The 24,542-nt window shown below is 38.0% G+C and carries 22 protein-coding genes and 1 pseudogene; 16 read left to right on the plus strand and 7 right to left on the minus strand.

Annotation, left to right across the window (positions count from 1 at the left end):
- The 5 genes from DV942_RS06530 to rpsT form a co-directional block, all read right to left on the minus strand.
- Positions 1 to 1,398 carry a radical SAM protein gene (locus DV942_RS06530; RefSeq protein WP_244950838.1) on the minus strand — a complete coding sequence of 466 codons (1,398 nt, stop codon included), beginning with the start codon at positions 1,396 to 1,398 and terminating at the stop codon, positions 1 to 3.
- A gap of 1 nt (position 1,399) precedes the next feature.
- Complete coding sequence (locus DV942_RS06535; RefSeq protein WP_145856206.1) at positions 1,400 to 2,164, minus strand: prolipoprotein diacylglyceryl transferase; 765 nt, start codon at positions 2,162 to 2,164, stop codon at positions 1,400 to 1,402.
- Between the two features lie 3 nt (positions 2,165 to 2,167).
- Positions 2,168 to 3,004: an endonuclease/exonuclease/phosphatase family protein gene (locus DV942_RS06540; protein WP_145861633.1), complete on the minus strand. Its 837-nt coding sequence runs from the start codon at positions 3,002 to 3,004 to the stop codon at positions 2,168 to 2,170.
- A gap of 106 nt (positions 3,005 to 3,110) precedes the next feature.
- Positions 3,111 to 3,809: a RadC family protein gene (radC, locus tag DV942_RS06545; protein WP_090982731.1), complete on the minus strand. Its 699-nt coding sequence runs from the start codon at positions 3,807 to 3,809 to the stop codon at positions 3,111 to 3,113.
- Between the two features lie 68 nt (positions 3,810 to 3,877).
- The gene (gene rpsT / locus DV942_RS06550) at positions 3,878 to 4,132 is read right to left on the minus strand and encodes a 30S ribosomal protein S20 (RefSeq protein ID WP_029277289.1); all 255 of its coding nucleotides are present in this window, start codon (positions 4,130 to 4,132) and stop codon (positions 3,878 to 3,880) included.
- Between the two features lie 241 nt (positions 4,133 to 4,373).
- Here rpsT and purN point away from each other — a divergent pair, with 241 nt between their 5' ends.
- The 7 genes from purN to DV942_RS06585 all read left to right on the plus strand — a co-directional run bounded on the left by purN (position 4,374) and on the right by DV942_RS06585 (position 12,038).
- Positions 4,374 to 4,952: a phosphoribosylglycinamide formyltransferase gene (gene purN, locus DV942_RS06555; protein ID WP_090982729.1), complete on the plus strand. Its 579-nt coding sequence runs from the start codon at positions 4,374 to 4,376 to the stop codon at positions 4,950 to 4,952.
- Between the two features lie 705 nt (positions 4,953 to 5,657).
- Positions 5,658 to 5,906 (plus strand): hypothetical protein, encoded by a 249-nt coding sequence (locus DV942_RS06560; RefSeq protein WP_090982726.1) that lies wholly within the window; start codon positions 5,658 to 5,660, stop codon positions 5,904 to 5,906.
- A gap of 117 nt (positions 5,907 to 6,023) precedes the next feature.
- Positions 6,024 to 6,263 (plus strand): TIGR04139 family peptide modification target, encoded by a 240-nt coding sequence (locus DV942_RS06565; RefSeq protein ID WP_145856209.1) that lies wholly within the window; start codon positions 6,024 to 6,026, stop codon positions 6,261 to 6,263.
- 129 nt (positions 6,264 to 6,392) lie between these two features.
- Entirely contained in the window at positions 6,393 to 7,295 is a 903-nt protein-coding gene (gwsG, locus tag DV942_RS06570; RefSeq protein ID WP_145856212.1) for a grasp-with-spasm system ATP-grasp peptide maturase, read from the plus strand.
- A 172-nt stretch (positions 7,296 to 7,467) separates the two neighbouring features.
- Positions 7,468 to 8,556, plus strand: a complete 1,089-nt coding sequence (gwsS, locus tag DV942_RS06575) for a grasp-with-spasm system SPASM domain peptide maturase (protein ID WP_145856214.1) — start codon at positions 7,468 to 7,470, stop codon at positions 8,554 to 8,556.
- Positions 8,549 to 10,744: a peptidase domain-containing ABC transporter gene (locus DV942_RS06580; RefSeq protein ID WP_145856216.1), complete on the plus strand. Its 2,196-nt coding sequence runs from the start codon at positions 8,549 to 8,551 to the stop codon at positions 10,742 to 10,744. The genes gwsS and DV942_RS06580 overlap by 8 nt, the downstream gene beginning before the upstream one ends.
- On the plus strand, positions 10,734 to 12,038 hold the full coding sequence (locus DV942_RS06585) for an HlyD family secretion protein (protein WP_145856218.1): 1,305 nt from the start codon (positions 10,734 to 10,736) through the stop codon (positions 12,036 to 12,038). Before DV942_RS06580 ends, DV942_RS06585 begins: the two co-directional genes overlap by 11 nt.
- A gap of 409 nt (positions 12,039 to 12,447) precedes the next feature.
- On the opposite strand, the pseudogene DV942_RS23660 reads toward DV942_RS06585, so the two are convergent.
- Positions 12,448 to 13,044, minus strand: a pseudogene (locus tag DV942_RS23660) (Abi family protein); the annotation flags it as partial.
- Positions 13,045 to 13,711: 667 nt separating this feature from the next.
- On the opposite strand from DV942_RS23660, the gene purH reads away from it, so the two are divergent.
- The 7 genes from purH to rodA all read left to right on the plus strand — a co-directional run bounded on the left by purH (position 13,712) and on the right by rodA (position 21,198).
- The gene (purH, locus tag DV942_RS06595; protein WP_145856220.1) at positions 13,712 to 15,238 is read left to right on the plus strand and encodes a bifunctional phosphoribosylaminoimidazolecarboxamide formyltransferase/IMP cyclohydrolase; all 1,527 of its coding nucleotides are present in this window, start codon (positions 13,712 to 13,714) and stop codon (positions 15,236 to 15,238) included.
- A 222-nt stretch (positions 15,239 to 15,460) separates the two neighbouring features.
- The gene (locus DV942_RS06600; protein ID WP_010601761.1) at positions 15,461 to 16,483 is read left to right on the plus strand and encodes a rod shape-determining protein; all 1,023 of its coding nucleotides are present in this window, start codon (positions 15,461 to 15,463) and stop codon (positions 16,481 to 16,483) included.
- 94 nt (positions 16,484 to 16,577) lie between these two features.
- Positions 16,578 to 17,417, plus strand: coding sequence for a rod shape-determining protein MreC (gene mreC / locus DV942_RS06605; protein ID WP_145856222.1), 840 nt, complete (start codon positions 16,578 to 16,580; stop codon positions 17,415 to 17,417).
- On the plus strand, positions 17,410 to 17,925 hold the full coding sequence (locus DV942_RS06610; RefSeq protein WP_090982708.1) for a rod shape-determining protein MreD: 516 nt from the start codon (positions 17,410 to 17,412) through the stop codon (positions 17,923 to 17,925). Before mreC ends, DV942_RS06610 begins: the two co-directional genes overlap by 8 nt.
- The gene (locus DV942_RS23975; RefSeq protein ID WP_280525556.1) at positions 17,926 to 19,236 is read left to right on the plus strand and encodes a penicillin-binding transpeptidase domain-containing protein; all 1,311 of its coding nucleotides are present in this window, start codon (positions 17,926 to 17,928) and stop codon (positions 19,234 to 19,236) included.
- A gap of 47 nt (positions 19,237 to 19,283) precedes the next feature.
- Positions 19,284 to 19,934, plus strand: a complete 651-nt coding sequence (locus tag DV942_RS23980; protein WP_280525557.1) for a penicillin-binding transpeptidase domain-containing protein — start codon at positions 19,284 to 19,286, stop codon at positions 19,932 to 19,934.
- Between the two features lies 1 nt (position 19,935).
- Entirely contained in the window at positions 19,936 to 21,198 is a 1,263-nt protein-coding gene (rodA, locus tag DV942_RS06620; RefSeq protein WP_145856224.1) for a rod shape-determining protein RodA, read from the plus strand.
- Between the two features lie 232 nt (positions 21,199 to 21,430).
- Here the strand turns inward: rodA and DV942_RS06625 are convergent, their stop codons facing one another.
- Positions 21,431 to 22,663, minus strand: coding sequence for a hypothetical protein (locus tag DV942_RS06625; protein ID WP_145856227.1), 1,233 nt, complete (start codon positions 22,661 to 22,663; stop codon positions 21,431 to 21,433).
- A 563-nt stretch (positions 22,664 to 23,226) separates the two neighbouring features.
- On the opposite strand from DV942_RS06625, the gene DV942_RS06630 reads away from it, so the two are divergent.
- The gene (locus DV942_RS06630; RefSeq protein WP_090982699.1) at positions 23,227 to 23,808 is read left to right on the plus strand and encodes a thymidine kinase; all 582 of its coding nucleotides are present in this window, start codon (positions 23,227 to 23,229) and stop codon (positions 23,806 to 23,808) included.
- Positions 23,809 to 23,852: 44 nt separating this feature from the next.
- Positions 23,853 to 24,452 carry a Crp/Fnr family transcriptional regulator gene (locus DV942_RS06635; RefSeq protein ID WP_145856229.1) on the plus strand — a complete coding sequence of 200 codons (600 nt, stop codon included), beginning with the start codon at positions 23,853 to 23,855 and terminating at the stop codon, positions 24,450 to 24,452.
- Positions 24,453 to 24,542: the final 90 nt, after the last annotated feature.

Below are 24,542 nucleotides of genomic sequence, written 5' to 3' on the forward strand. Positions count from 1 at the left end.
TTAATTCATATTTAATTTTTCCCTGATCAGATCTATTTTATTATCGCGGTAAAAAATATTCATAGTCTCGAAAGGCACCATTTTATATTTATCGCTTACAATGTGGACGCAAGATTTTTTCACAGCCCGCACATCAAAATCAAGCGGATCCATAAAATTCATGATAATGATCCGAAATAAATTATCGTAACTCAAACTATCTGATTTTACTCTTGGCAGGCAGCACATCAATTCGCCAAAAGTGTCTTCGGCACAATCGACCGAAACACCTGTGCTAAACAAGTTGAGCATATGTTCTTTCAATTTTTCATCATGTTCGAACACGATGGTATTTTTTGAATTATTGAGCAAATCTTCAGGGTTGATCAGGTGTGTCATCGGGATGACTTCATCGCCGATTTTTAAAGCATAAGCCATACATAATGCATCAGGATTGCAGGGTACGGGAATCAAATCCTGCGGGGTGAAGGTTGGATATTGCTCATAAATCTTTCTGCGCACCTCGGTTAAGGTAATCCTTCCCTGCTGATCATTATAATCATCGTTTCTTCCGGCAACCTGGGTCGGTTGGAAAGTAACCCCACGTACACATTTCTGTTTGAGCGCATAATCTAAAATATCGCCAATTTCATGATCGTTTAGTCCTTTTTGCAAAGTAACAACCAAGGTGGTCGATACATTAAACTGATTTAAATGATCAATGGCTTTTTTCCTTACCTCAGTAAGGTCTTCGCCTCTTAGCCTCGTCAATACATCTGCATTAAAACTATCAAACTGCAGGTAAATTTCGAAATCGGGCATATAAGTAGCCAGCTTCTCTACAAAATTAATATCCTTGGCAATCCTGATACCGTTGGTGTTCACCATTAAATGTTTTATAGGTTTGGTTTTGGCGAGATCTAAAATCTTAAAAAACTCAGGGTGCACGGTTGGTTCTCCGCCTGAGAGCTGAACCACATCAGGTTCGCCTTCGTTGGCCACTACCACATCCATCATCCGCTCTATTTCTGCCAAAGTTCGGTGCCTGCCATAATTTGGTGACGACATGGCATAACAGGTTGGACAGGCCAGGTTGCAACGATCAGTAACCTCTATTACCGTTAAACACGAATGCTGTTCATGATCGGTACACAAACCACAATCGTAAGGGCAACCGTAATGCACTTTGGTATTAAACTTAAGTGGCATTTCAGACTGTTTATTGTAATTCCTGATCTGTTTATAATATTCAACATCATCAGCAATCATCACTTTACTATCACCATGTTTCCTGCAATTTTTCAGCATAAACACCTTACCATCTTGAAAAACAATTTTCGCATCGCAAAGCTGTAAACATTCAGGACAAAGGCTTTTGGTATAATCGTAATATATGTAATCTCTGGTATTGGCCATCATGTTACAGGTTAGGTAAGATTCTTTTAGAAATTCTAAAAATGAATCTATAATAATAAATAAAAATAAACAATGCAGACCAATGAATGCTGCTTAAATTTAAAAATAACGAATGGTAAGGCTTTATAAACTCTATCAAAAACCTAAATAAGAAATAAAGCACCATAAATAATTTAAAACGGTCGCCGTTAATCAATTCTTTATGTTTCAAACCATTAAAAAGAAAAATCAAAAGTACCAGATAGATCATTTCATAGAGCATGATCGGATGTCTGGGTATACCGTCACCAAGATCCATCCCCATAAAAAAGCGGGTAGGAATACCATAGGTCGGTTCATCGATTCCCATTGAAAAGCAACCGATCCGTCCTATAATCAATGCAACTAAAATCGGGACTACATATACATCTCCCGAGGCGATATTTACTCCAATGATCTTTTTAATCAGCTCAACGCCAAATAAGCCGCCAAGCAAACCGCCAACAATGGTTTTACTTTGATAAAGAACCGAAAACGTAAGATGATTGACTACTTCTGGCGTTTCCAGCACGGCCACTACCCGCGAGCCAACCAAGGCACCAAGCATGGCCCCTAACATAATCCATAATCTGTTTTCGTCAGATATCGGATCTGCAATTCCTTTTTTATAACGGTAATATAACCTCACGCCGATGATAAAAGCGAGGGTTTCGAAAATGTAATGATAATGGTATTGATGACCAAAAAGCCCGAATTGAAAAGGAAATGGTGATACAGATTTTAACAGCATCTATTAAAAGAATAACCGGCAAAAAACGGGTAAATGATCTGAATAATACCTTTTATCCTTACTATCTGTTAACACGGCAAACTTTTGCACTTTAAAACCTTTGTTTACGAAAACATAATCGATCCTGTCTTTCAGGTCGCTATCGAAATGAAAACCATTAAAGGTACCAGTTGGCCCATATGGAGGCTCTACAGAAACGTCTTTTGCATCAATGAGAAAAGATTTTATGGTTGCAATGGCTTCTGTTTCTGGCGTCACGTTTAAATCACCCGTAAAAATAACCGGTAAATTTGGTGCAATCTGCTGTATCTTTTGTTTCAACAATTTAGCTGATTCAATTCTCGCTTTCACCCCAATATGATCGTAATGGGTATTGAAAACGATAAATTCCTTTTTATTCAGCTTATCGTAAAGTTTCACCCAGCTACACACGCGGTTGAGTGCAGCATCCCACCCTTTTGAAGGCACATCAGGCGTTTCCGATAACCAGAATGTACCACCATCTTTTTTACTGAAACGGTCTTTATTAAAATAAACTGCCGAAAATTCTCCTTTTCTTTTGCCGTCATCGCGCCCAACACCCACTACATCAAAATTGGAATTTTCCAGCAGGGCATCAAATTGTTCAGGCAGGGCTTCCTGTACGCAAAGGATATCGGCATCGTGAAACTTAACCAGTGCTTTGACATTGTCTTTTCGGTTTGGCCAGGCATTGATTCCATCTGATGCAACATTTAAGCGGATATTATAGGTAATGAGATTAATTGGAACGCCTTTTTTCTGAGCAAAAGCCGCAATGGTTAATAAAAGAAAAATAGGGATGATTTTTAAAGCATTCATAAAATGTAATTTCACTGTTTAATTAATAAGGTGAATTGTACCACCTATTTCTGAGCCGCTATTATACTATTTTAACTTTAATTGCAGCTTAACATCCAAATATCTTTTAAATTAAATCTTCGTCTCTGTAACTATAATAGCGGTTATTGGCAAAAATCAGGTGATCGACCACATACAAACTCAACAAATTACCTGAAGCGACCATATCTCTGGTCAATTTATCATCACTCTCGCTGGGCTTTAAATTTCCGGAGGGGTGATTATGTGCCAACACAATATTAGCCGCATTGTTTTCTAAAGCCGTTTTAAAAATAATTTTCGGATCGGCTACCGTACCAGCCTGTCCGCCTTTGCTGATCAAGAATTTACCGATCACGCGGTTGGACCTATTTAACAGTAATATCCAGAATTCTTCATGATTGAGATTGGCAAAGGTTTGATGCAAATATTTATATACATCGTTAGAGGTCGTTACATGCGTAATCACTTCCTCTGTGGTTTCTTTCCTTCGCAAGCCAAGCTCTAAAGCAGCAATAATCGTTAATGCTTTGGCTTCTCCGATTCCTTTAAACCTCGAAAGTTCCAGAATGGAAGCCTTACCCAACTTGGTTAAATTGTTATCGTAAAAAGATAAAATTCTTTTACTTAAATCAACAGCGGTTTCGTTTTTATTACCGGAGCCAATTAAAATGGCGATGAGTTCAGCATCTGTTAAATGTCTTCTGCCATGCAACAAAAGTTTTTCACGGGGCCGATCTTCTTCAGCCCATAACTTTATACCTAGCTTCTGTTCGTAGTTTTCCATTTTTGAAGATAAAAAAAGGCATCCTAACTTATCGTTGGGATGCCTTCCTAATATCGTAAAAAAATGGCTTATTTTAAACCGTTAACGAATTTCGTTAATTTTGATTTGTTATTTGCCGCTTTATTTTTGTGAATGATGTTCTTTTTAGCTAAACGATCTAACATAGAGATTACTTTAGGCAATAAATCCGATGCAGATTTTTTATCTTCTGCAGCACGTAATCTTTTAATGAAAGTACGCGTAGTTTTTGCCTGATATCTGTTACGTAAACGTTTTGTTGCGTTTGCTCTAATTCTTTTTAATGAAGATTTATGATTTGCCATTTCTATTTAGCCTTTTATTTTTCTTATTCGTTTCCTATAATTCGGGTTGCAAATATAGGATTAATGTTTTTAAATCACAAAACACTTTTAACTTTTTTTTCATTAAAACCAAACCCTGTTTTCGAACAGCAAAAATAAGTTAAAATTATTCATTAATAATACTTTAACCTGATTGAATAAAAATTCTTTTACATAGAGAAAACAGTCTTAAAAATACTATTTTTGGGCAAAACGATTTTGAGTGAAAAAGAGAATAGCCATCTTTGCATCAGGTTCCGGCTCTAATGCCCAAAAGCTGATGGAGCATTTTAAGCGGAGCAATGAAATAGAAATATCTTTGGTATTAACCAACAATGCCGATGCATATGTATTGCAAAGAGCTGATAATTTCGAAATCCCCACCCATATCTTCGATCGAAATGAGTTCTACCAAACCGATGAGGTAGTAGACCTGCTGAAAAATCTTGAAATTGATTTTATCGTGCTGGCAGGTTTCCTTTGGCTGATTCCTAAAAACCTGATCCATGCTTATCCAGGCAGAATTGTGAATATCCACCCTGCAATCCTTCCTAAATTTGGCGGAAAGGGCATGTACGGCGACCATGTTCACCAGGCGGTAATGGCTGCTGGCGAAACTGAAGGCGGGATAACCATTCATTATGTTAACGAAAATTACGATGAAGGCGAATACATTCACCAGGCCCGCTACCGGATAGACAAAAACGACAGTCTGGAAATGATAAAATTTAAGGGACAGCAACTGGAGCACCTGCATTATCCGCGCGTGGTGGAAAGCATTGTCAAAAAAATCAGCAAATAGTTAAGTTGTTAAAGCATTAACACAGTACTGGTAAAAGATCCGAATTAACACAGTTTTTAAATGTGATACATCATTAATTGGTCGCAAGATGTTTCCTACATCCGGGCAGCTACCCTGTCTTATTGATCATCCGCTTTTTTACCGAATTATACTCAAATTTATAATTTATAAGTGCCAGCAACAGGCAACAATTGCTTTTTTGTTTGTCGTCTTAAAAGACGATTAGTGACCAATCGCATTTAAAACTAAGCAAGTCTTTCTTTCCGGCAAATCCTAATGCATCTTCTATAAAAGAGTAGATAAGCATGAACGATGCAATCTGCTATTTAAACAATCAAAAAATCTCGCTGAGAACTGAAAAATTTTAAAGCGGGGTTTCGATAATGGATTCAGTTACCCCGATCAACTAATCCAATTAAAAATCGGAAACACAACCTCTTTAATGTTTAGCGCTTTTATTTAAAACATTAACGAATGTAAGTTCAACTCTACCATATATCAATTCCCTCTTGTATCGGTGTTCCTTTTTAGGGAAGTTTAAATGTGGTTAAGCAATAACGCGTGCTTGCTTCCAAATCACAAAATGAAATAGGCTATGTATATATTTTTTTGTAGACGTACAAATCATAGTAATAAAGCCTATATACAAAAGCCCAAACGCCAGGGTGAGATGGCGGGTTTACCTAATCAATAAAACTGTATAAAATGAAAAACTTAAAAGGAATGCAGAAGAGCCTTTCTTCTTTGGAAAACAAAAGACTCCAAGATTTAAGCACAGTACAAGGTGGTTTGTATCTTATCAGATCAAACGTTGCCTGTCCGGGCCAATACCCAAGTGAAACTGTGGAATATGACGCTTACGAAAGCAATGGCGGCAAGTATATCGGAAGAACATGTCAATCTGCTGTTTCAGCCCCAAGTTCTGACATAGGAAACTGGAACGGCGCTAACTAAGCAAATTTAAGTTGAGCCTTCACTCGTGTCATTTATAAACGACTGGGGTTTAAAAGGAAAATATACAAAATCTGCAGAACAGGATTTTGGATTCTGCTCACAATAAAAACTAGTAAAATGAAAAACTTAAAAGGAATGAAGAAAGACTTTTCTTCACTTGAAAACAAAAAACTTACTGATTTATCTTCAACCAACGGCGGAAGAGCAATGGGAGGCTACACCTCTATTCAATCCAATGTATTTGTGGGTGAAGGATGTATAGAGTATGATCACTATGAGGGACCGAATGGTACAGGTGGATATATTTACAGGGAAATCCGTCGTCTTGCACCTGGTGAACCTGTTCACAACTACTAAAATTGTTTAAATGTAATTTCTGCCATCACTTCTGCAGAAGTTACATCTAATCAAACCCTATGAAAAGATATGGGCTGCCTTCTTAACGGGGCGCCCTATCAAAATCATTCACTGGCCAATTAAATAAAGATGATTTTAATTATATCCAAGAAACAGGAGACCACCACCAATGAAGTGATCAAATGGCTTTTGGCAATGGGTAAAAAATTTATCCGGGTACAGGAAGACGAAATTTTTGAGATCAAAACCAAAGAGAAAAGGATTTATATAGAAAGCGATAGGAACTGTTTTTACCTCGATGAAATCAGTAGTGTATGGTACAGAAGAGGGGGGTTAAAATTTAAAAATTTCCACTACGACAATCATTCGGTAAACATTCACATGCAGGAGCACCAACATTGGCTGCATGACTATGTAATCAAAACACTTGAATCCAAAAAGCACATTAATAAGCAAAGCAATAGCGCTGTAAACAAGCTGTATGTATTAGAGCAGGCAAAAAAAACAGGGCTGGATGTTCCCGAATATTACCTTGCGGAGAATACGTGTGATGTGGTTTTGGATAAAACAATAATAAAGCCATTGACCGGAAATATAACGATTGACGCTTACCAGAATTATGGGGAAAGCATTATGTATACGCATGTTATCGATCACCAGGAAGAAGATAGCTTTTTTATTACCTTTTTTCAGGAAAAAATTGAAAAGGATTTCGAAATCAGAAGCTTTTACCTGAACGGAAGATTTTTTTCCACGGCAATAATTTCTCAAAATGATGAGCGAACCAAAACCGATTTCAGAAAGTACAATCTTGAAAAACCCAACCGAAACGTGAGATACAATCTTCCTATAGAAATTGAAGGGAAAACCCGTCAATTAATGGAGTTACTGGATATAAACTGTGGCTCAATAGATTTCATAAAAAGTGAAGAGAAATTTTATTTTTTGGAGGTTAACACCGTTGGTCAATTTTTAGGAGTCAGCTCCATGTGTAATTATGGCGCAGAGAAAGCTATAGCCGAATATTTATGAGATATAAAATAGAAGATAAAAATAAGCTTCCACTAACATTCAAATTTGTAGATGAATATAGGGGTAAAAAAAATAGTCAAAAAGGTAATGATGTGCTTTATGCTCCGTGCAAGCGGTATCAAACCAATTTCCTTATGCTGGTAAAACCATATAAGCCCATTAGCAGGTTATTATGAGGTACTTCAACTTATTTAGCGATATCCTGATCACAAAAGGCGTTAACAGAATCTTAATTTCTGATTTACAACGTAACTATTCTGAGTTGCAGTCTTTAGAATTGAATAATATAATTGAAGAGTTAAAATCGAATTCCATTGAAGAAGTATTTGCCCTTTATGATCAGGAATCAAAAGAAATGCTACAGGAATACCTAGACTTTTTAGTAGAAAAAGAGTACGGTTTTATTACTGAAAACAGTTGGGACGAAAACTTTCCACCATTACAAACGGGCTTTAGCGACAGCAGCACCATCTCTAATATATTTATCGAAACTGCTGATTTAATGTTTTCGCCACAGTTGGTGCAATCTATTGAAAATTTAGGAATAAGACATTTGGTAATCTATTGTGAAAGCAAACTTTCATTGATGGATTTTTTGACACTAGAAGACACATTTAACGACTCGTGCTTAGAAAGCATAGAAATTTTTTCGTTGTACCATGAGGACGTAACTGATGATTTCGTAAAAAAACTGGATGAAAAATGTTTAAGAATCTACAGCCTGATATTCCATAAGTGTGATAATGCTGCTTTCGAAGTTACAGATACTTTTAAATTCAACCTGGTTTTTACCGATCAATATTTAAAAATAAATTCTTGCGGAAAAGTAGATCTAAAATACTTTGAAACAAACATGCTGAAGGTTTTAGAAGCCCTTAACCATAATTCTTGCCTTCATAAAAAAATAGGTATTGATATAAATGGCAATATTAAAAACTGTCCTGCAATGTGCAATAGCTTCGGAAACATCAACACGACCACTTTAGAAGAAGCAATCCTCCATGAAGATTTTAAAAAATACTGGAACCTAACCAAGTCCGGAATTCAGATTTGCAAAGACTGCGAGTTTCGAAACATCTGTACAGATTGCAGAGCTTTTACAGAGCAAACCCATAAAAATAATGATGGCTTAGACATTTCAAAACCCTTAAAATGTGGTTACAACCCCTATACCAGCCAGTGGGAAGAATGGAGCTTAAATCCGCTTAAGCAAAAAGCAATACAAAGTTACAGCATGCAGCAATTAAACTACGATGCCTAAAAAATTCCCTTTTTATAAACAACCCGATGCAAAAGACTGTGGCCCTACTTGTTTACGTATTATAGCTAAAAACTATAATAAAAGTATTCCGCTTCAGCATCTGAGAACACTTACCGAAACAACCAGAGAAGGTAGCGGCCTTCAGGGGCTTAGCAATGCAGCCGAAAATTTAGGTTTTAGAACTTTAGGGGTTAAAATAGATTTTAAAACCCTGGTTGCAGATGCGCCTCTACCATGCATTGTACACTGGAACAAAAATCATTATGTGGTGGTTTATAAAATTGACAAAGCCGAAAAAGTTTATATTTCAGACCCTAGCTATGGCTTAATTACTTATAAAAGAGAGGAATTTATTAAACATTGGATTGGTGAAAATGCAAACGACGAGACCGAGGAAGGCATTGCACTTGTTCTGGAAACAAGCCCCTCATTCTATCAGGATGACTTTGAAGATGAAGAAAAGAAGACAAGTTTCGCTTTTCTATCCAGATATCTGTTAAAGTATAAATCGCTCGTTATACAGCTTGCCTTTGGCTTACTTGCCGGAAGTTTGCTATCGCTGATTTTTCCTTTTCTTACCCAAAGTGTGGTAGATGTGGGAATACAAAATCAGGATATCAATTTTATTTACCTGGTTTTGCTGGCACAGGTAATGCTCTTTATAGGTAAAATGGGCATTGATATTATCCGTAGCTGGATCTTACTGCATCTTTCTACCAGAATAAATATCTCTATCGTTTCCGATTTCTTCATCAAGTTAATGAAACTTCCCATCAGTTTCTTTGATACCAGAATGACGGGAGACATTATGCAGCGCATCAACGATCACCATAGGATAGAACAATTGCTGACAAGCTCTTCGCTAAGCACACTGTTTTCTATGGTTAACCTGATCATTTTCAGCATTGTATTGTTAATGTATGATTATCGCCTCTTTGCAGTTTATTTAATCGGCGCTATCCTATATGTGGCATGGATTACCTTTTTTCTCAAAAAAAGAAAAGAACTGGACTACAAAATGTTCTCACAGGTTTCGCAAGAGCAGAGCACAGTAATTGAGCTTATTAACGGCATGCAGGAAATAAAAATGCATAATGCGGAGAAGCAAAAAAGATGGGGATGGGAATTTTTACAGGTAAAGTTGTTTAAAATTAGAATAAAGGCCCTTTCCTTAGAGCAGTGGCAATCTGTTGGTGGTGGTTTTATCAACCAGATTAAAGATATTTTAGTGAGTTTTCTTTCGGCAAAACTCGTACTGGATGGAAATCTCACACTAGGTATGATGCTTTCTGTGCAATACATTATCGGTCAATTAAATAGCCCCTTGTTACAATTGATCGATTTTATCAAACAGACTCAGGATGCCAAAATATCTTTGGAAAGACTTGGTGAAATTCATGATAAAAAAGACGAAGAAAGTACTGATGAGCAATATATTACAGAAATCCCACAAAAAGACATTACACTAAATAAGGTATCCTTTAGATATGTTGGCTCAGATACATTCATTTTCCAGGATTTGAACCTGGTTATCCCCTATCAAAAAACCACTGCAATTGTGGGCACCAGCGGCAGCGGCAAAACCACGCTATTAAAACTGCTTACCAAATTTTACGATCCGGAGAAAGGTGATGTTCAGATTGGCGGAGCAGACCTCAAAAGTATATCGCCCAGCCATTGGCGAAAGCACTGCGGCGTAGTGATGCAGGAAAGTTATGTGTTCAATGATACCATTGCCAATAATATAGCCATTGGCGAAGATATGATCGATAAGCAAAACCTGAGAAAAGCGGTCGAGATAGCCAATATCAAGGAGTTTATTGAAGATTTACCCTTAAGCTACAACACTAAAATAGGCAACGAAGGTATTGGCATGAGCGGTGGCCAAAAACAAAGATTATTTATTGCCCGGGCAGTTTACAAAAGCCCCGATTATATCTTTTTTGATGAAGCGACGAGTGCATTGGATGCCAACAACGAAAAAATCATTATCGAAAATTTAGCGCAGTTCTTTAAGGGAAAAACTGCGGTAGTTATTGCACACCGGCTATCAACGGTTAAACATGCCGATAAGATTATTGTGCTGGATAAAGGGATAGTGGTAGAGGAAGGCAACCACCATCAACTGGTGGCAAAAAAAGGTGAATATTACCGATTAATCAAAAATCAGCTCGAACTTGGAAACTAAAAAAGATAAACTAGATGAGATACAGCTCCGTTCTGAAGCTGTTCAGGATGTATTATCAGCCCCTCCACATTGGATGTTCCGCTGGGGCAATGCGGTCATACTGGGTATTCTTTTCATGATTTTGCTGATGAGTTACTTCATCAAATACCCGGAATTTGTACCTGCTACCATTGTAATAACCTCACAAAACCCGCCAGAAAAGCTTGAAGCGAGAATAGATTCTAAACTGGAAAAAATTTTGATCAAAGATCACGAACGGGTTCATAAAAACCAGGTTTTAATGGTGCTGCAATCGACTGCAAACTATGAAGACATTTTGCAACTCAGCAAAATAATCGACTCAACACCTCCGGCCCAGATGGCGTCTTTTCCGGTAAATAAGGTATCAACATTTAAATTGGGCGAGCTCCAGAGCGATTATAACAGTTTCGAAAAGGCATTCCAGGACGAAAAGTTATTTGCATCACTTAAACCCTACGAACCAGAAAACAAAGCGACCGAGCAAAATATTACAGCCAACAGAAGCAGGGAACTTGCGCTAAAAAATCAAAAAAAACTGGAGCTGGCCAAATTTGAACTGATTAAGAAAAATTATCAGCGAACGTTGCAGCTTGTTAATCAAAAAGTAATCTCTACCGCCGAATTCGAAAATGAAAAAATTAAATTTATACAGGCCGAACAAAGCATACAAAACATAGAAATTTCCCTATCACAAACACAAGAAGCCATTGCAAACCTTAATAAAACCAGAAGTGGAATAAACATCAATCATGAGAAAGACAAGAGTAATTTTGCTTTACAAACCTTACAGTTATTTGAACAATTAAAAAAATCGTTGAGGCAATGGCAGCAAAATTATTTAATCACTTCATCAACAGATGGTATCGCAAGTTTCCAGCAGTTCTGGGGCGAAAATCAGTTTTTAAAACGGGGCGATGCCATATTAACCATTCTTCCGGATAATAAAAAGGCGCTCATTGGAAGGCTACTTGTTCCAGCCACCAACTCAGGTAAAATAGCACGGGGCGAAAAAGTGCTGATCAAACTGGACAATTACCGTTTTCAGGAATATGGGATTTTAGAAGGCAGCGTGCAGAACATTTCTTTCACCCCAGATGAAAAAGGAAACTACTATGTAGACGTGAACTTACCAAAAGGTTTAACCACCTCGTATAATAAAACCCTTACTTTTGACAAAGAATTAAAGGGCAATGCAGAAATTGTAACCCAGGATTTAAGGTTAATAGAACGGTTTTTATACCAAATCAGAAAGTTACTGGGATACCAAAGTTAGCGTAGAAATTTTGATCAGATAAAAAGATGATAATATAACCGCAACCAAACTTCTGCAGATTGGCAATTAACTGTTCTTCTAACATTTGCTCGCTTTGTTTAGCAATTTAATTCCAAAGTGCTTCGTTTTTCCAATCTGCCTTAAAGCCTAATGCATTTGGATCTACCGATGGGTATTTGATTAATAATTCTTTCATTTTTAGCGCAAATGAATTTTCTGGCGCTATGATATTAAGCATGTACCTGATAATACATAAATGAAGGTACAACTTTTGTGTATCTGTTGGAACATCAATCAGCCAACGAAAAGGAGGCTTAGACAATATTTTAGGAGTTCCAGGAAGATTTTTATTCCATAATCTACTGTGATGTGCACAGTAATTTCTTATTTGTGCAATAGATTGTAACCAACTGGGAAGGTAAGTATGGTTTACGGCTCCTAATTCTTCGGCAATAACATCTTTTGATTCGACAGTATTTTTAAGATTGCCATACAGTTTAGAAAGTTAACCGAAACTGGTCATTTCTAAAGATTTCCAGGCTGGAGGAAACCTTAAATCTTCTTTATATTTCTTTTTATGTTCTTTGATGAAAATGTCTTTCGATCGGTCTATTTCCTCTTTCAAACTGGCAAGTGTTTCTACAAGAGCGCCGCTATCTTTAAATATATCTATGTTTTGGAACCACCAGGGATCAAATTCATGAGACAAGTGGTAAATTAACTTTGTACGTAAACTAATCTCAATCTTTTCGATCGCGTCAAAAATTAAAATCCGTAGTTCCCTATCAAAATTATAAAGGTGAATAACATCTTCAAATTTACTATTTGGTTTAAATATATGCTGTTCTTTATCCAATTGCATGGGCCACCAATAGCCTGCTAAACGATAATAACTTACATGCGACAGGTAATGGGTAGCTAGAGCATGGTCTGCGATGACCAATCCCCTTTCTTTAAGTTGTGCAATGTGCTCCTCAATGGTAAATGTTTTTTTATTATAAATCATGGAGAGATAGTTTTACAACAAAAATAGAAACCCGTTAAAAAACGCTTTTAAAACCGAACCAGGGAGTTCATTTTGAAAGAATGAAAACGCCATAAAAAGCAAAAGACCCGCCCTGGGACGCTGTTCTGACGGGTAGCGTGGCGAGTACTATTAGCACAAATATAGTATCTTTTTTTGGCATGATAAAAATATACTGAAATATTTTTGTAAAGGTAAATACTGTTCAATATAGATTAGCTTGAAAACCACTGCCATACTTTTTATATACTTTCGCCTCAAACCCAATGACCTATCGATTAGTTTATCATTTGGCAGAAATGAGCATTAATCAATCGAATGGAACATTTCGACTAAAAATAAGGCTATGGAAAACCTTAATTTTAGAATAATAAAACCCTACAATCTATTTATTAATTTTTCTTAGTAAAAAGTCTATACAGCCCCGCTATTCCCAATTATTAAAATAGATCTAACTCAAAGGTTTACCGTAATCCTTTAAACATTTGATCTATCAGTTTCTTTCTCTGTGTTTTGAAGTAGCTAGTATCAACTCGACCTTAAACAAAACCGAAACAGCCGTGGCAAACCTTATTGTTTTTTTGCCTATCCAACATAATAAAAAAACCATCCGATTTTACTACCTTTGCGGCTCAAAATTTTCAGTAGAATGAGTCAATCCATTAAAATCAAAAACGCTTTAATCTCAGTATATTATAAAGATGGTTTAGAGCCATTGGTAAAATTGTTGGCCGCACAAGGGGTACAATTATTTTCTACGGGCGGAACAGAACAATTCATCAAAGATTTAAACCTTCCTGTTACGGCGGTTGAAGATTTAACCGGTTATCCATCTATTTTAGGCGGACGTGTTAAAACCTTACACCCAAAAGTATTTGGCGGAATCTTAAACCGTAGGGCGTTAACTGGCGACCAGGAGCAGATTGCTGAATATGAAATTCCTGAAATTGACCTGGTTATTGTTGACTTATATCCATTTGAAGAAACTGTAAAAGCAGGTGGAACACCTGAAGAAATTATCGAGAAAATAGACATAGGTGGTATTTCACTGATCCGTGCCGCAGCAAAAAATTTCAATGATGTGGTGATTATCGCATCAAAAAATGACTATCCTACTTTAGAAGCTCAATTGGCAGAACAGAATGGCGAAACCACTTTAGCACAGCGTAAGGCATATGCTAAAAAAGCATTCCATACTTCTTCTCATTACGATACTGCCATTTTCAATTATTTTAATACCGAAGAGCCACTTGATGTTTTTAAACAGAGTGTTACGGAAGCCAAAACTTTACGTTATGGCGAAAACCCCCATCAAGGTGGTGTATTTTATGGCGATTTAGATGCCATGTTTACCAAACTTAACGGCAAAGAACTTTCTTATAATAATTTGGTTGATGTAGATGCAGCTGTTGCTTTAATCGACGAATTTGATGACCCAACTTTTGCCATTTTGAAACACACCAATGCCTGTGGTATTGCCTCACGTCCAACGGTTAAACAAGCATGGATTGACGCTTTAGCCTGTGATCCGGTTTCGGCTTTCGGTGGGGTACTGATTACCAACGTTGAAGTTGACCTTGAAACCGCAGAAGAAATCAATAACCTGTTTTTTGAGGTATTGATTGCGCCTTCTTATCAGGCAGAAGCAGTAGAGCTGTTCAGCAAAAAGAAAAACCGTGTTATTTTACAGCGCAATGAGGTTGAATTGAGCAAAAAACAATTTAAAACCTTATTAAACGGTGTGATTGAGCAGGATAAAGATTTAATTATCGAAGGTCCGGAGCAAATGACAACGGTTACCGATAAGGCGCCAACCGAACAGGAACTGAAAGACTTATTCTTTGCCAACAAAATTGTAAAACACACCAAATCGAATACCATTGTTTTGGTTAAGGATGATGTGTTAATTGCAAGTGGTGTGGGCCAGACTTCGCGTGTTGATGCCTTAAGACAGGCGATTGAAAAAGCGGCTTCTTTCGGTTTCAGCGTTAAAGGTGCTGCAATGGCTTCTGATGCTTTCTTCCCTTTCCCAGACTGTGTGGAGATTGCTGCCGATGCCGGAATTACAGCTGTTCTGCAACCAGGTGGATCAATCAAAGATGCAGATTCTGTTGCAAAAGCAAACGAAAAAGGTATCGCAATGGTAACCACTGGGGTAAGACACTTTAAACACTAAGAAAGGTAGAAGGTTAAGGCTTTGAAGGCGAAAGGTTATATATCCATACCTTACCTTCACAAGAATCCGAAACTAAAAATGATGAGCTTTATTTTCCCAATATTTTAATTGCCTTAAAAACAATTTAATAACAGGAGAAAATAAAACTTAAAACAATAAAAATCCTATTTTTACATTAGGAATAGTATAGATTTGATCAAATAAAGAAAACATACCTTATACATGGGATTATTTAACTGGTTTACGCAAGAAGTTGCCATTGATTTAGGCACCGCGAATACCCTGATTATACATAACGACAAAGTAGTGGTAGATGAGCCATCTATTGTTGCTTTCGATCGTACTACAAATAAAGTTATTGCAATTGGCCGCCAGGCTATGCAAATGGAGGGAAAAACCCACGATAATATTAAAACTGTCCGTCCATTAAAAGATGGCGTAATTGCCGATTTTAATGCTGCTGAAGCGATGATTAAGGGAATGATCCGGATGCTTAACGGCGGTAAAGGCTGGATGTTTCCTTCTTTGCGTATGGTAATCTGTATTCCATCTGGTATTACTGAAGTAGAAAAACGTGCCGTGCGCGATTCTGCCGAAATTGCCGGTGCAAAAGAAGTTTATTTGATCCACGAACCAATGGCCGCTGCCGTAGGTATCGGGATTGATGTGGAAGAGCCAATGGGTAACATGATTATTGACATAGGTGGCGGTACTACCGAAATTGCAGTTATTGCTTTATCAGGTATTGTTTGCGATCAGTCTATCCGCGTTGCGGGAGATAACTTCGATTCGGATATCGTAAATTATATCCGCCGTCAGCACAATATCATGATTGGAGACCGTACCGCTGAAAAAATTAAAATTGAAGTTGGTGCAGCTTTACCTGAATTACAGGATGCCCCTGCTGATTTCGCCGTTCAGGGCCGCGATTTAATGACGGGTGTACCAAAGCAGATTACTGTTTCTTACACTGAAATTGCACACTGTTTAGATAAATCAATCTCTAAAATTGAAGAAGCGATTTTAAAAGCTTTAGAAATTACCCCTCCTGAGCTTTCAGCAGATATTTACCAAACAGGTATTTATTTAACCGGTGGTGGTGCATTGCTTAGAGGTTTGGATAAGCGTGTTGCTGCCAAAACAAAATTACCTGTTCACGTTGCAGAAGATCCACTTCGGGCAGTAGTGCGCGGCACCGGCATTGCCCTTAAAAACATTGGCGGATATAAATTTTTAATGCAATAACATTCAGTTTGGAGTTTGGGGTTGTGAGCTTGGAGTTTCCACTCATACACCAAACGATTAACTCCCAACTCCGAACTTTTAACTCCAAACTCAAATGCGTAACCTTTGGATTTTCATCAGCAGATACAACGCATTTTTCTTGTTTATCATTTTTTTCTTCGTTGGCATCTATCTCACGGTTAAAAACAATGCTTATCAGCGGAGCGTAACCCTAAACTCTAGCAATGAGATCGTGGGTACGGCGTATGAAAGGTTAAATGTTTTTAAACGGTATTTAAACCTGGGAATGGTTAACGATAGTCTGGCCGCAGAAAACGCTAAACTTAAAAGTCAGTTACTGGGATTAACTACCGTAGATACAGCCAAAGATGTTAAAGTGGTGGATACGGTAACCAATCAACAATATACTTATCTGGCAGCCAAAGTGGTAAAAAACTCGGTTACTTTGCGCAATAACATCATGACGATTAACAAAGGCACGGATGATGGAATTAAAAGTGGTATGGCCGTTATTGCACCTCAACGTGGAGTAGTTGGTTTTATCCGTGATGTTTCCGCACATTTGGCTACCATTCAGTCTTTACTGCATAAAGATACCAAGATCAGTGTCACCCTGAAAAAGAACCATGCACTCGGCTCATTGGTTTGGGGCGACGGGAATTTCGATATTAAAAAGGCATTTGTAAAAGAGGTACCCAACCATATTAAAATGTACGTTGGCGATACTGTTGTTACTTCCGGTTATGGCTCTTTTCCTGCAGGGGTCCTGGTTGGAAAAATCAGCAAGGCGAATGTGGCCACAAATGATAATTTTTTATCGGCAGAATTAAATTTGTTTACTGACTTTAGCACGTTGCAATATGTATATGTAGTTAAAGATAAAAGAGCTGATGAGCAAAAAGCTTTAGAAAGCATGGCTAAACCGAATGAATAGTAGAATCATAATTGTAAATGTGATCAGGTGGTTTTTACTGCTTTTTGTGCAGATTTTTCTGCTCAAGAATATGGGTTTTTACGATCTCTCCACTCCTTTCATCTACGTACTGTTTTTACTTCTGCTTCCATTTGGCATCCCTAATATTTTATTGTACGTACTGGCCTTTGCAACCGGATTGGCACTTGATGCCTTTTACGACACCATGGGCGTACATGCCACAGCTTGCGTAGTTTTGGCGTTTGTAAGGATTTCTTTTATTTCCATCAGTTTAAACCGCGATGCTATTGACGACCCGGAGCCATCCTTAAGTTATATGGGTTTCCAGTGGTTTTCTCTTTATGCTTTTCTTTGCGTTGCAGCACACCACCTGGTGTTGTTTTTTCTGGAAACATTTAGGCTCACCGAAATTGGTTATACCTTAATGAGATGCGGCTTAAGTTGTATCTTTACACTGCTTATTATTTTTCTGGTAGAGTTTATATTCTATAAAAGAACACCACGCTAAATGGATCAGTTATTTAATCGAAAATATATCGTTCAGGGATTATTTATTGTAGTCGCCCTGATTTTATTGGGAAAGCTATTCTATATCCAGATTATTAGCGATAAAGCCTTTAGCTCTGCCGAGAGTAACGTACTCCGTAAAATTTACAAATACCCTGCCCGCGGTGCGATCCTCGATCGGAACATGAAAGTAATTGTGCAGAATGAACCTGTTTACGATTTAATGGTGATCCCAAACGAGGTTAAACCTTTTGATACCCTCGGACTGGCCAACGCTTTAGAAATTACCATAGAGGATGTTCGTAAAAAGTTAAAAAAAGCAAAAGCGCAATCCCCTTACCAGTCTACATTTTTTGAAAGGCAGATTTCGGTACAGAGTTATGCCCGTTTACAGGAAATCATGTACCGTTTTCCGGGTTTCAGAACGCAGGATCGAACCATCAGGCATTATCCTGATAGCATTGCCGGACAGCTTTTTGGCTATGTTAAAGAAGTGAGTCCGGATGATATTGAAAAATCAGAAGGTTATTATAAACCGGGCGATTTTATTGGAAAAAGTGGACTGGAACGCTCATATGAAGATTTTTTGAGAGGTGAGAAAGGCGTAATCAATACACTGTACGATGCTAAAAATGTTGCTCAAGGGAGTTATGCCAATGGTAAATATGATATAAATGCTGTTTCAGGTGACCGATTAATTTCTTCATTAGACATCAGGATCCAACGCCTTGGCGAAGAATTAATGAAAAATAAGGTAGGGGCTATTGTGGCCATTGAGCCTTCAACAGGAGAAATTCTGGCATTTGTGAGCAGCCCGGGTTATGACCCTAACCAGTTAGTGGGTAAAGATTGGGGAAAAAACTACATGAGCCTGATTGCAAACCCCTACCGCCCGCAGATTGTAAGGCCTATTGCCGGACAGTATTCTCCTGGCTCATCATTTAAACCGGTTGACGCACTGGTTGCCCTGCAAGATGGCGCAATTGATCCAAATACGACTTTTTTCTGCCCGGGTTATTACATGGCCGGAAACCATAAAGTAAAATGCGAACACGTTGATGGTACCATTAACATGCAACGTGGTATTGCCCGCTCCTGCAACACCTATTTCTGCCATGTTTTTCAGAACATCATTACTAAAAACGGCATGAAAAACCAGCGTCAAACCTACGCGAAATGGCATGAGCAGATTTCTAAATGGGGTTTTGGCCAGAAATTAGGTATCGATATGCCTTTTGAAAAAAAGGGTATATTCTATCAGGCCGATCATTACGATAAGATTTATGGCAAACGCTGGGATATACCACTGTAATTTCGCAGGCCATTGGTCAGGGTGAGATTACCTCTACCCCATTACAAATGGCCAATGTAATGGCCGCTATCGCCAACCGTGGTTATTATCTAAAACCGCATTTGATTAAAGGCATAGGTGATAAAAATGTAGTAAAAAAAGAGTATGTGGTTAAAAATTATGTGGGTGTAGATGAAAAATACTTCCCTATCGTAATTGATGGCATGCGGGATGCGGTGAACAGTCCTTGGGGAACAGCAAAAGAATCGCAGATTCCCAACATTCTGATGTGCGGTAAAACCGGAACCGTGCAAAACCCACATGGTAAAAATCATTCTGTTTTTATTGGTTTCGCGCCTATGAACAATCCTAAAATTGCCATAGCCGTAATTGTAGAAAATGGCGGCTATGGAGGCTCTTATGCGGCACCGATATCAAGTTTCATTGTTGAAAAATATCTAACCGATAGCATTAAGCCACGTGCCAATGGCTATACGGTAAAAGCATTCGCAGAAACCAATCTTTTACCTGCTTTAATTGATAAGACAAAAAAGTTTAAACCGACCAGATTGGATAGTTTAAAACTGAAAAGGGCCGATTCACTAAAAAAAGTTAAAGACAGCCTCAAAGTAGAACCGGCCTTACTTAAACAAACCGTTGCTAATAAGCTAAAGGTTAATCAACCCGATATAAACCATAAACCTGTAACCCCTAAATAAGATGCAACAACAGGGAAACCGTTTCTTTTTTAATGTAGATTGGATTACTGTTTTAATCTATATTGCCTTGTGTGCAGTTGGTTTTATCAATGTTTATGCTTCTATCTACAATCCAGATAAAGCAACGGGCTTCGATTTTGGAAGCAGTTATGGAAAACAGTTAATTTTTGTTATTACCAGCTTAATATTAGGTCTATCAATCTTATTGTTTGACGGCAGGTTGTTTAATGTATTTGCACCATTCATTTACGGAACCACTTTATTTTTACTCGTTGTGGTACTTTTTGTAGGGCGAAATGTAGGTGGAAACCAGGCCTGGATCCCAATAGGCTCTTTCAGGCTGCAGCCTTCAGAATTCGCCAAGTTTGGTACAGCCTTACTTTTAGCCAGGTATGTGAGCACATTTAATCCAAAATTCAGGGATATAAAATCAATCGTTATCGCCGGTTTAATTGTATTGGCTCCGCTTTTACTGATTATGCTACAGCCCGATACAGGGTCTGCTCTGGTTTTCCTGGCCTTTATGTTCCCATTATACCGGGAGGGATTATCGGGTTATTTCCTGTTGATCTTTCTAGGCATGATTGTACTATTTATAGCTGATTTCCTGGTACCAACTTACATCTTAATTCTTATCCTAACCACAATCGGCGGACTTTTTATCTATAATAACAGGCGGAAACAGAAGATTATTATTTCGACCGTATTGGTCACCGTTATTGCAATCGCCTATTTATTTGTAGTTAAAATTGCTTATGAAAAGGTTCTAGCACCGCATCAGCGTAGCCGGATTGAGCTCATGTTAGGCCTTAAAGCCGACAATAAGGGTGCCGGTTATAACGTCATCCAATCGCAGATTGCCATTGGCTCCGGTCAGGTAACGGGACGCGGTTTTTTACAGGGTACACAGACCAAATATGGTTATGTACCTGCGCAGAGTACCGACTTTATATTTTCTACCATTGGTGAGGAATGGGGCTTTGTGGGTTGTTCGGTTGTAATCGGCTTGTATATGTTTTTATTGCTCAGGTTGATCAATCTTGCAGAAAGGCAGCGATCTACTTTCTCAAGGGTTTATGGCTACAGTGTGGCCTGTATCCTTTTTTTCCACGTATTCATCAACATCGGAATGACCATCGGAATCATTCCCGTAATCGGGATTCCCTTACCTTTTATCAGCTATGGCGGTTCCTCATTATGGAGTTTTACCATCCTCTTGTTTATATTTTTGAAACTGGATTCTAACCGGATGGGATTTATTTAGTCTGAAGTCTTTAGTCTAGAGTCCGTAGTCAACACACCTACTCGTAAGTACCCTTATTAAAATACGTCATTTCGAGCGGAGTGCAACGCAGTCGAGAAATCTATCTTGAAAAGCGCTTTTGATTTAGATTTCTCCATTTCGCTACGCTTCAGTCAAAATGACGACTTTTTTTAATAGTACGATTATAAATTTACCCTAAACGCCCTCCGCTAAACACCTAATGCTTAACGCTTTACTTACTAAACCTCCTATTTAACAGTTCGTAAAACTGATCAACCGTTGCCTGTTTATTGGCCCAGTTATTTTTGGCTGCATAATTATGTTGCAGGTAACTATCTGCGGCTTCGAAACTGCTCATTTTGTTAATGATATCAATGACTTCCGAATAGGCCAAGTTGTAACCGTTAAAAAGATCTTTAATAAAAAGTAACTTCTCATTTAAATTAATAGCCTGTTTTAAATCGGCAATTGGCGCTTTAACAGGCTCATTGCTTTTTGCGTTTGTTTTGGCAAGCAAATCGTTTAAACTTGGTGCTGGCTTAATCACTTCAGGTTGCAGAACAGGTTTTACAGGAACAGCTTCAGGTGTGAATATGGGGCGCTCCTTTTCCACCGGAGGCGAAATAATTGGATCATCCAGTTTTACATCCTTTAGTGCGTCAATTGGCTGGGTAGTCGCTACCGTAATGGGTTCTTCTGCTTTAACGGCCCCAACAGGCTCTTCCACCTTTTCAGTCGCGATGGGCTCCTCTTTAGCAATTGTTTCAGCGGCTGCTTCTTCATGCGGAATTAAAAAAGGCTCAGGACCAATTTCATCTTCTTCAGTTTGCAATGGCTCCTCTTGAACCCCTAAGGTAGCTTCCTTATCATGAATAATCTTTTTACGTGCCAAAATTTCTGCTTCTTCCATGCTTAGCGGGCGATCAAAAATTTCGTCAACAGATCCATGCGCAACCGGATTTGCCTCATAATCAAACTGATCATTTTTATGATGTGTATTCAGCACAAATTCGAAAGTATGGTCGTCCTGGTCAGGCTTAAAAAAATCCTTACTCAAAAGTGAGGCAGCCTTTTCCTCTTCAATCATTTCATCATCAAGCACTTCCTGCTCAGGTTTTACATCAATCCGTTCCTCCTCTTCCTGTGCCGTTACCACTTCTTCCAGCTCCTGCGGATCGAAAGACTCATCTTCTTTTGCATAACTTTTTTCAGGTTCTGGCAATACAATGGTATTTTGTTCGGCCAATAAGGTATGCTTTACATTTTCAGTGGGCTTATTTTCGATTGTGGCATTTAATTTTTTGACGATGTTGACATGATCAGAAAGGAAATGGGCATTGGCCAGAAAAAGTTCCAGTTCCAATTCATTTAATTGTTGAGGGTTTTGAGCTAAAAACTGGTATTGCTCATTCAACTCTGTTAAAATACTACCGATCTTTCTGAAAATATCCTGTTGGTTCATCATAAAATTAAAACGAATTTTTAGTCGATTTATGTTGGTAACTATGTGTTCAAAAATAAGATATAATTTTCATATTTATTTTATCTCTGGTATCCTTGCGTGGGGATGTTTCAGTACCTTTAATAAACATCTTTTTTGCTAAAATAGGTCATTATATATCACAAACCCAATAATATCTTTTATTGTTTGCCAATGATTAACGATAATGATGAATAATTATATTTGGCTTATGGGTATAATAGAAATATTACTTATTTTAATAACTGTCGCTATCTTATACGCGTTGGGTAGGTATGGAAGAGATACCTGGTTTGGTTTTGGCGGCTCCATACTATTGGGGATACTTACTACACCCCTTATTGCATTTATCATTATTTCCTTTTTCTTTAAAAAGCATTATTAAAATTTGATCCAACTTCACCCAAAAGAATTTCAGATCTTTATTGCGGAAACAATTAAAATTTTAATCAATCATGTTGGTAACTAAGTAGCCAAAAATCATGCATAATTCTCATATTTGTTCGGTTTAAAAATTATAGAACCGACTAAGGGAAATAAAAAGCAGCATGTTATTTAGCGAACAAAATTTTAGGAGAAGGGGCGAATTTTCAGGAAGTATAGAAGTAGTGTGTGGCTCTATGTTTTCTGGTAAAACGGAAGAACTGATCAGGAGGCTAAAGCGGGCACAGATTGCTAAACTCAATGTCGAAATTTTTAAACCCCGTACCGATACCCGATACCATGAAACAGCTGTGGTTTCGCACGATTTAAATTCGATCAACTCTACTCCCGTAGATAGTGCTTCGGCCATTTTATTATTGGGTACCAATACCCAGGTGGTGGGTATAGATGAAGCACAGTTTTTTGATAATGAATTGCCTGAGGTTTGCAACAAACTGGCCCTTAAAGGCATACGGGTTATTGTTGCCGGCCTGGATATGGATTTTACCGGGAAGCCTTTTGGTCCCATGCCTGCTTTAATGGCCATTGCCGAACATGTAACCAAAGTAAATGCGGTTTGTGTTTGCTGTGGTAACCCTGCACTATATAGTTACCGCACAGTTGCTGATGAAGCTACAGTTTTATTAGGCGAAAAGGAAAGTTACGAGCCACGCTGCAGGGCCTGTTATAATCTGGACAAAGGTTAGCCATAATTGATTAATCCGTATCTTTAAGCCAGTTAATTACCGATATGGATAAACAAGCTCAACTGGAAGCATTTAGAAAAGGTATTGCCCAATTTGTAACGTTTAACGATACAGAATGGGAAGTTTTTACTCCGTACCTTAGTTTTTCCAGCTTAGGCAAAAAAGAACATTTTGCAGTTGAAGGAAAAGTATGCGACTACATGTGCTTTATTACCCGTGGCGCCGTTCGTTACTACCATATTAAAGATGGGCAGGAAATTACCGGATATTTTAGCTTTGAAAATGAGTGGATGAGTGCTTATAAAAGTTTCCTGAAACGCACACCCAACACCAACTACATTCAGGCACTTGAAGAAACAGCATTGGTTATGATCTCCTATCAAAATCTTCAGCAAATGTTAAATCACCCGCTATTGGCTTTAAAAATGGAGCGTTTTGGTCGTTTAATTGCTGAATATTACATCTGCTGTTACGAAGACCGCGTAACCGCCTTTATTACGCAAACACCAGAAGAGCGTTACATTATACTCGAAAAAACAGCGAAAGACATTTTTCAGCGTATCCCACAACATTTTATTGCCAACTTTTTGGGTATCACGCCTGTCTCACTTTCCCGTATCCGTAAAAGAACACTTTTGCAATAAAGGCGCGGACAACTTTTTTAGCAAATGAGCTATAGAAGTTCTCAATCCTGAATAATCCAGAATCCTTATCTTTTGTTAACGTTTTCGTCG

The organism is Pedobacter suwonensis (assembly GCF_007833675.1).
GTDB lineage: Bacteria > Bacteroidota > Bacteroidia > Sphingobacteriales > Sphingobacteriaceae > Pedobacter > Pedobacter suwonensis.

Coding starts and splice junctions, on each gene's coding strand:
- DV942_RS06540 (WP_145861633.1), bottom strand. CDS start 3,004: ATGAATGCTTTAAAAATCATCCCTATTTTTCTTTTATTAACCATTGCG.
- DV942_RS06630 (WP_090982699.1), top strand. CDS start 23,227: ATGTTATTTAGCGAACAAAATTTTAGGAGAAGGGGCGAATTTTCAGGA.
- gwsS (WP_145856214.1), top strand. CDS start 7,468: ATGAGGTACTTCAACTTATTTAGCGATATCCTGATCACAAAAGGCGTT.
- purH (WP_145856220.1), top strand. CDS start 13,712: ATGAGTCAATCCATTAAAATCAAAAACGCTTTAATCTCAGTATATTAT.
- mreC (WP_145856222.1), top strand. CDS start 16,578: ATGCGTAACCTTTGGATTTTCATCAGCAGATACAACGCATTTTTCTTG.
- rodA (WP_145856224.1), top strand. CDS start 19,936: ATGCAACAACAGGGAAACCGTTTCTTTTTTAATGTAGATTGGATTACT.
- DV942_RS06535 (WP_145856206.1), bottom strand. CDS start 2,164: ATGCTGTTAAAATCTGTATCACCATTTCCTTTTCAATTCGGGCTTTTT.
- DV942_RS06600 (WP_010601761.1), top strand. CDS start 15,461: ATGGGATTATTTAACTGGTTTACGCAAGAAGTTGCCATTGATTTAGGC.
- DV942_RS06530 (WP_244950838.1), bottom strand. CDS start 1,398: ATGATGGCCAATACCAGAGATTACATATATTACGATTATACCAAAAGC.
- DV942_RS06580 (WP_145856216.1), top strand. CDS start 8,549: ATGCCTAAAAAATTCCCTTTTTATAAACAACCCGATGCAAAAGACTGT.
- radC (WP_090982731.1), bottom strand. CDS start 3,809: ATGGAAAACTACGAACAGAAGCTAGGTATAAAGTTATGGGCTGAAGAA.
- DV942_RS06560 (WP_090982726.1), top strand. CDS start 5,658: ATGAAAAACTTAAAAGGAATGCAGAAGAGCCTTTCTTCTTTGGAAAAC.
- DV942_RS23980 (WP_280525557.1), top strand. CDS start 19,284: ATGGCCAATGTAATGGCCGCTATCGCCAACCGTGGTTATTATCTAAAA.
- gwsG (WP_145856212.1), top strand. CDS start 6,393: ATGATTTTAATTATATCCAAGAAACAGGAGACCACCACCAATGAAGTG.
- DV942_RS06625 (WP_145856227.1), bottom strand. CDS start 22,663: ATGATGAACCAACAGGATATTTTCAGAAAGATCGGTAGTATTTTAACA.
- DV942_RS06635 (WP_145856229.1), top strand. CDS start 23,853: ATGGATAAACAAGCTCAACTGGAAGCATTTAGAAAAGGTATTGCCCAA.
- DV942_RS06610 (WP_090982708.1), top strand. CDS start 17,410: ATGAATAGTAGAATCATAATTGTAAATGTGATCAGGTGGTTTTTACTG.
- rpsT (WP_029277289.1), bottom strand. CDS start 4,132: ATGGCAAATCATAAATCTTCATTAAAAAGAATTAGAGCAAACGCAACA.
- DV942_RS06565 (WP_145856209.1), top strand. CDS start 6,024: ATGAAAAACTTAAAAGGAATGAAGAAAGACTTTTCTTCACTTGAAAAC.
- DV942_RS23975 (WP_280525556.1), top strand. CDS start 17,926: ATGGATCAGTTATTTAATCGAAAATATATCGTTCAGGGATTATTTATT.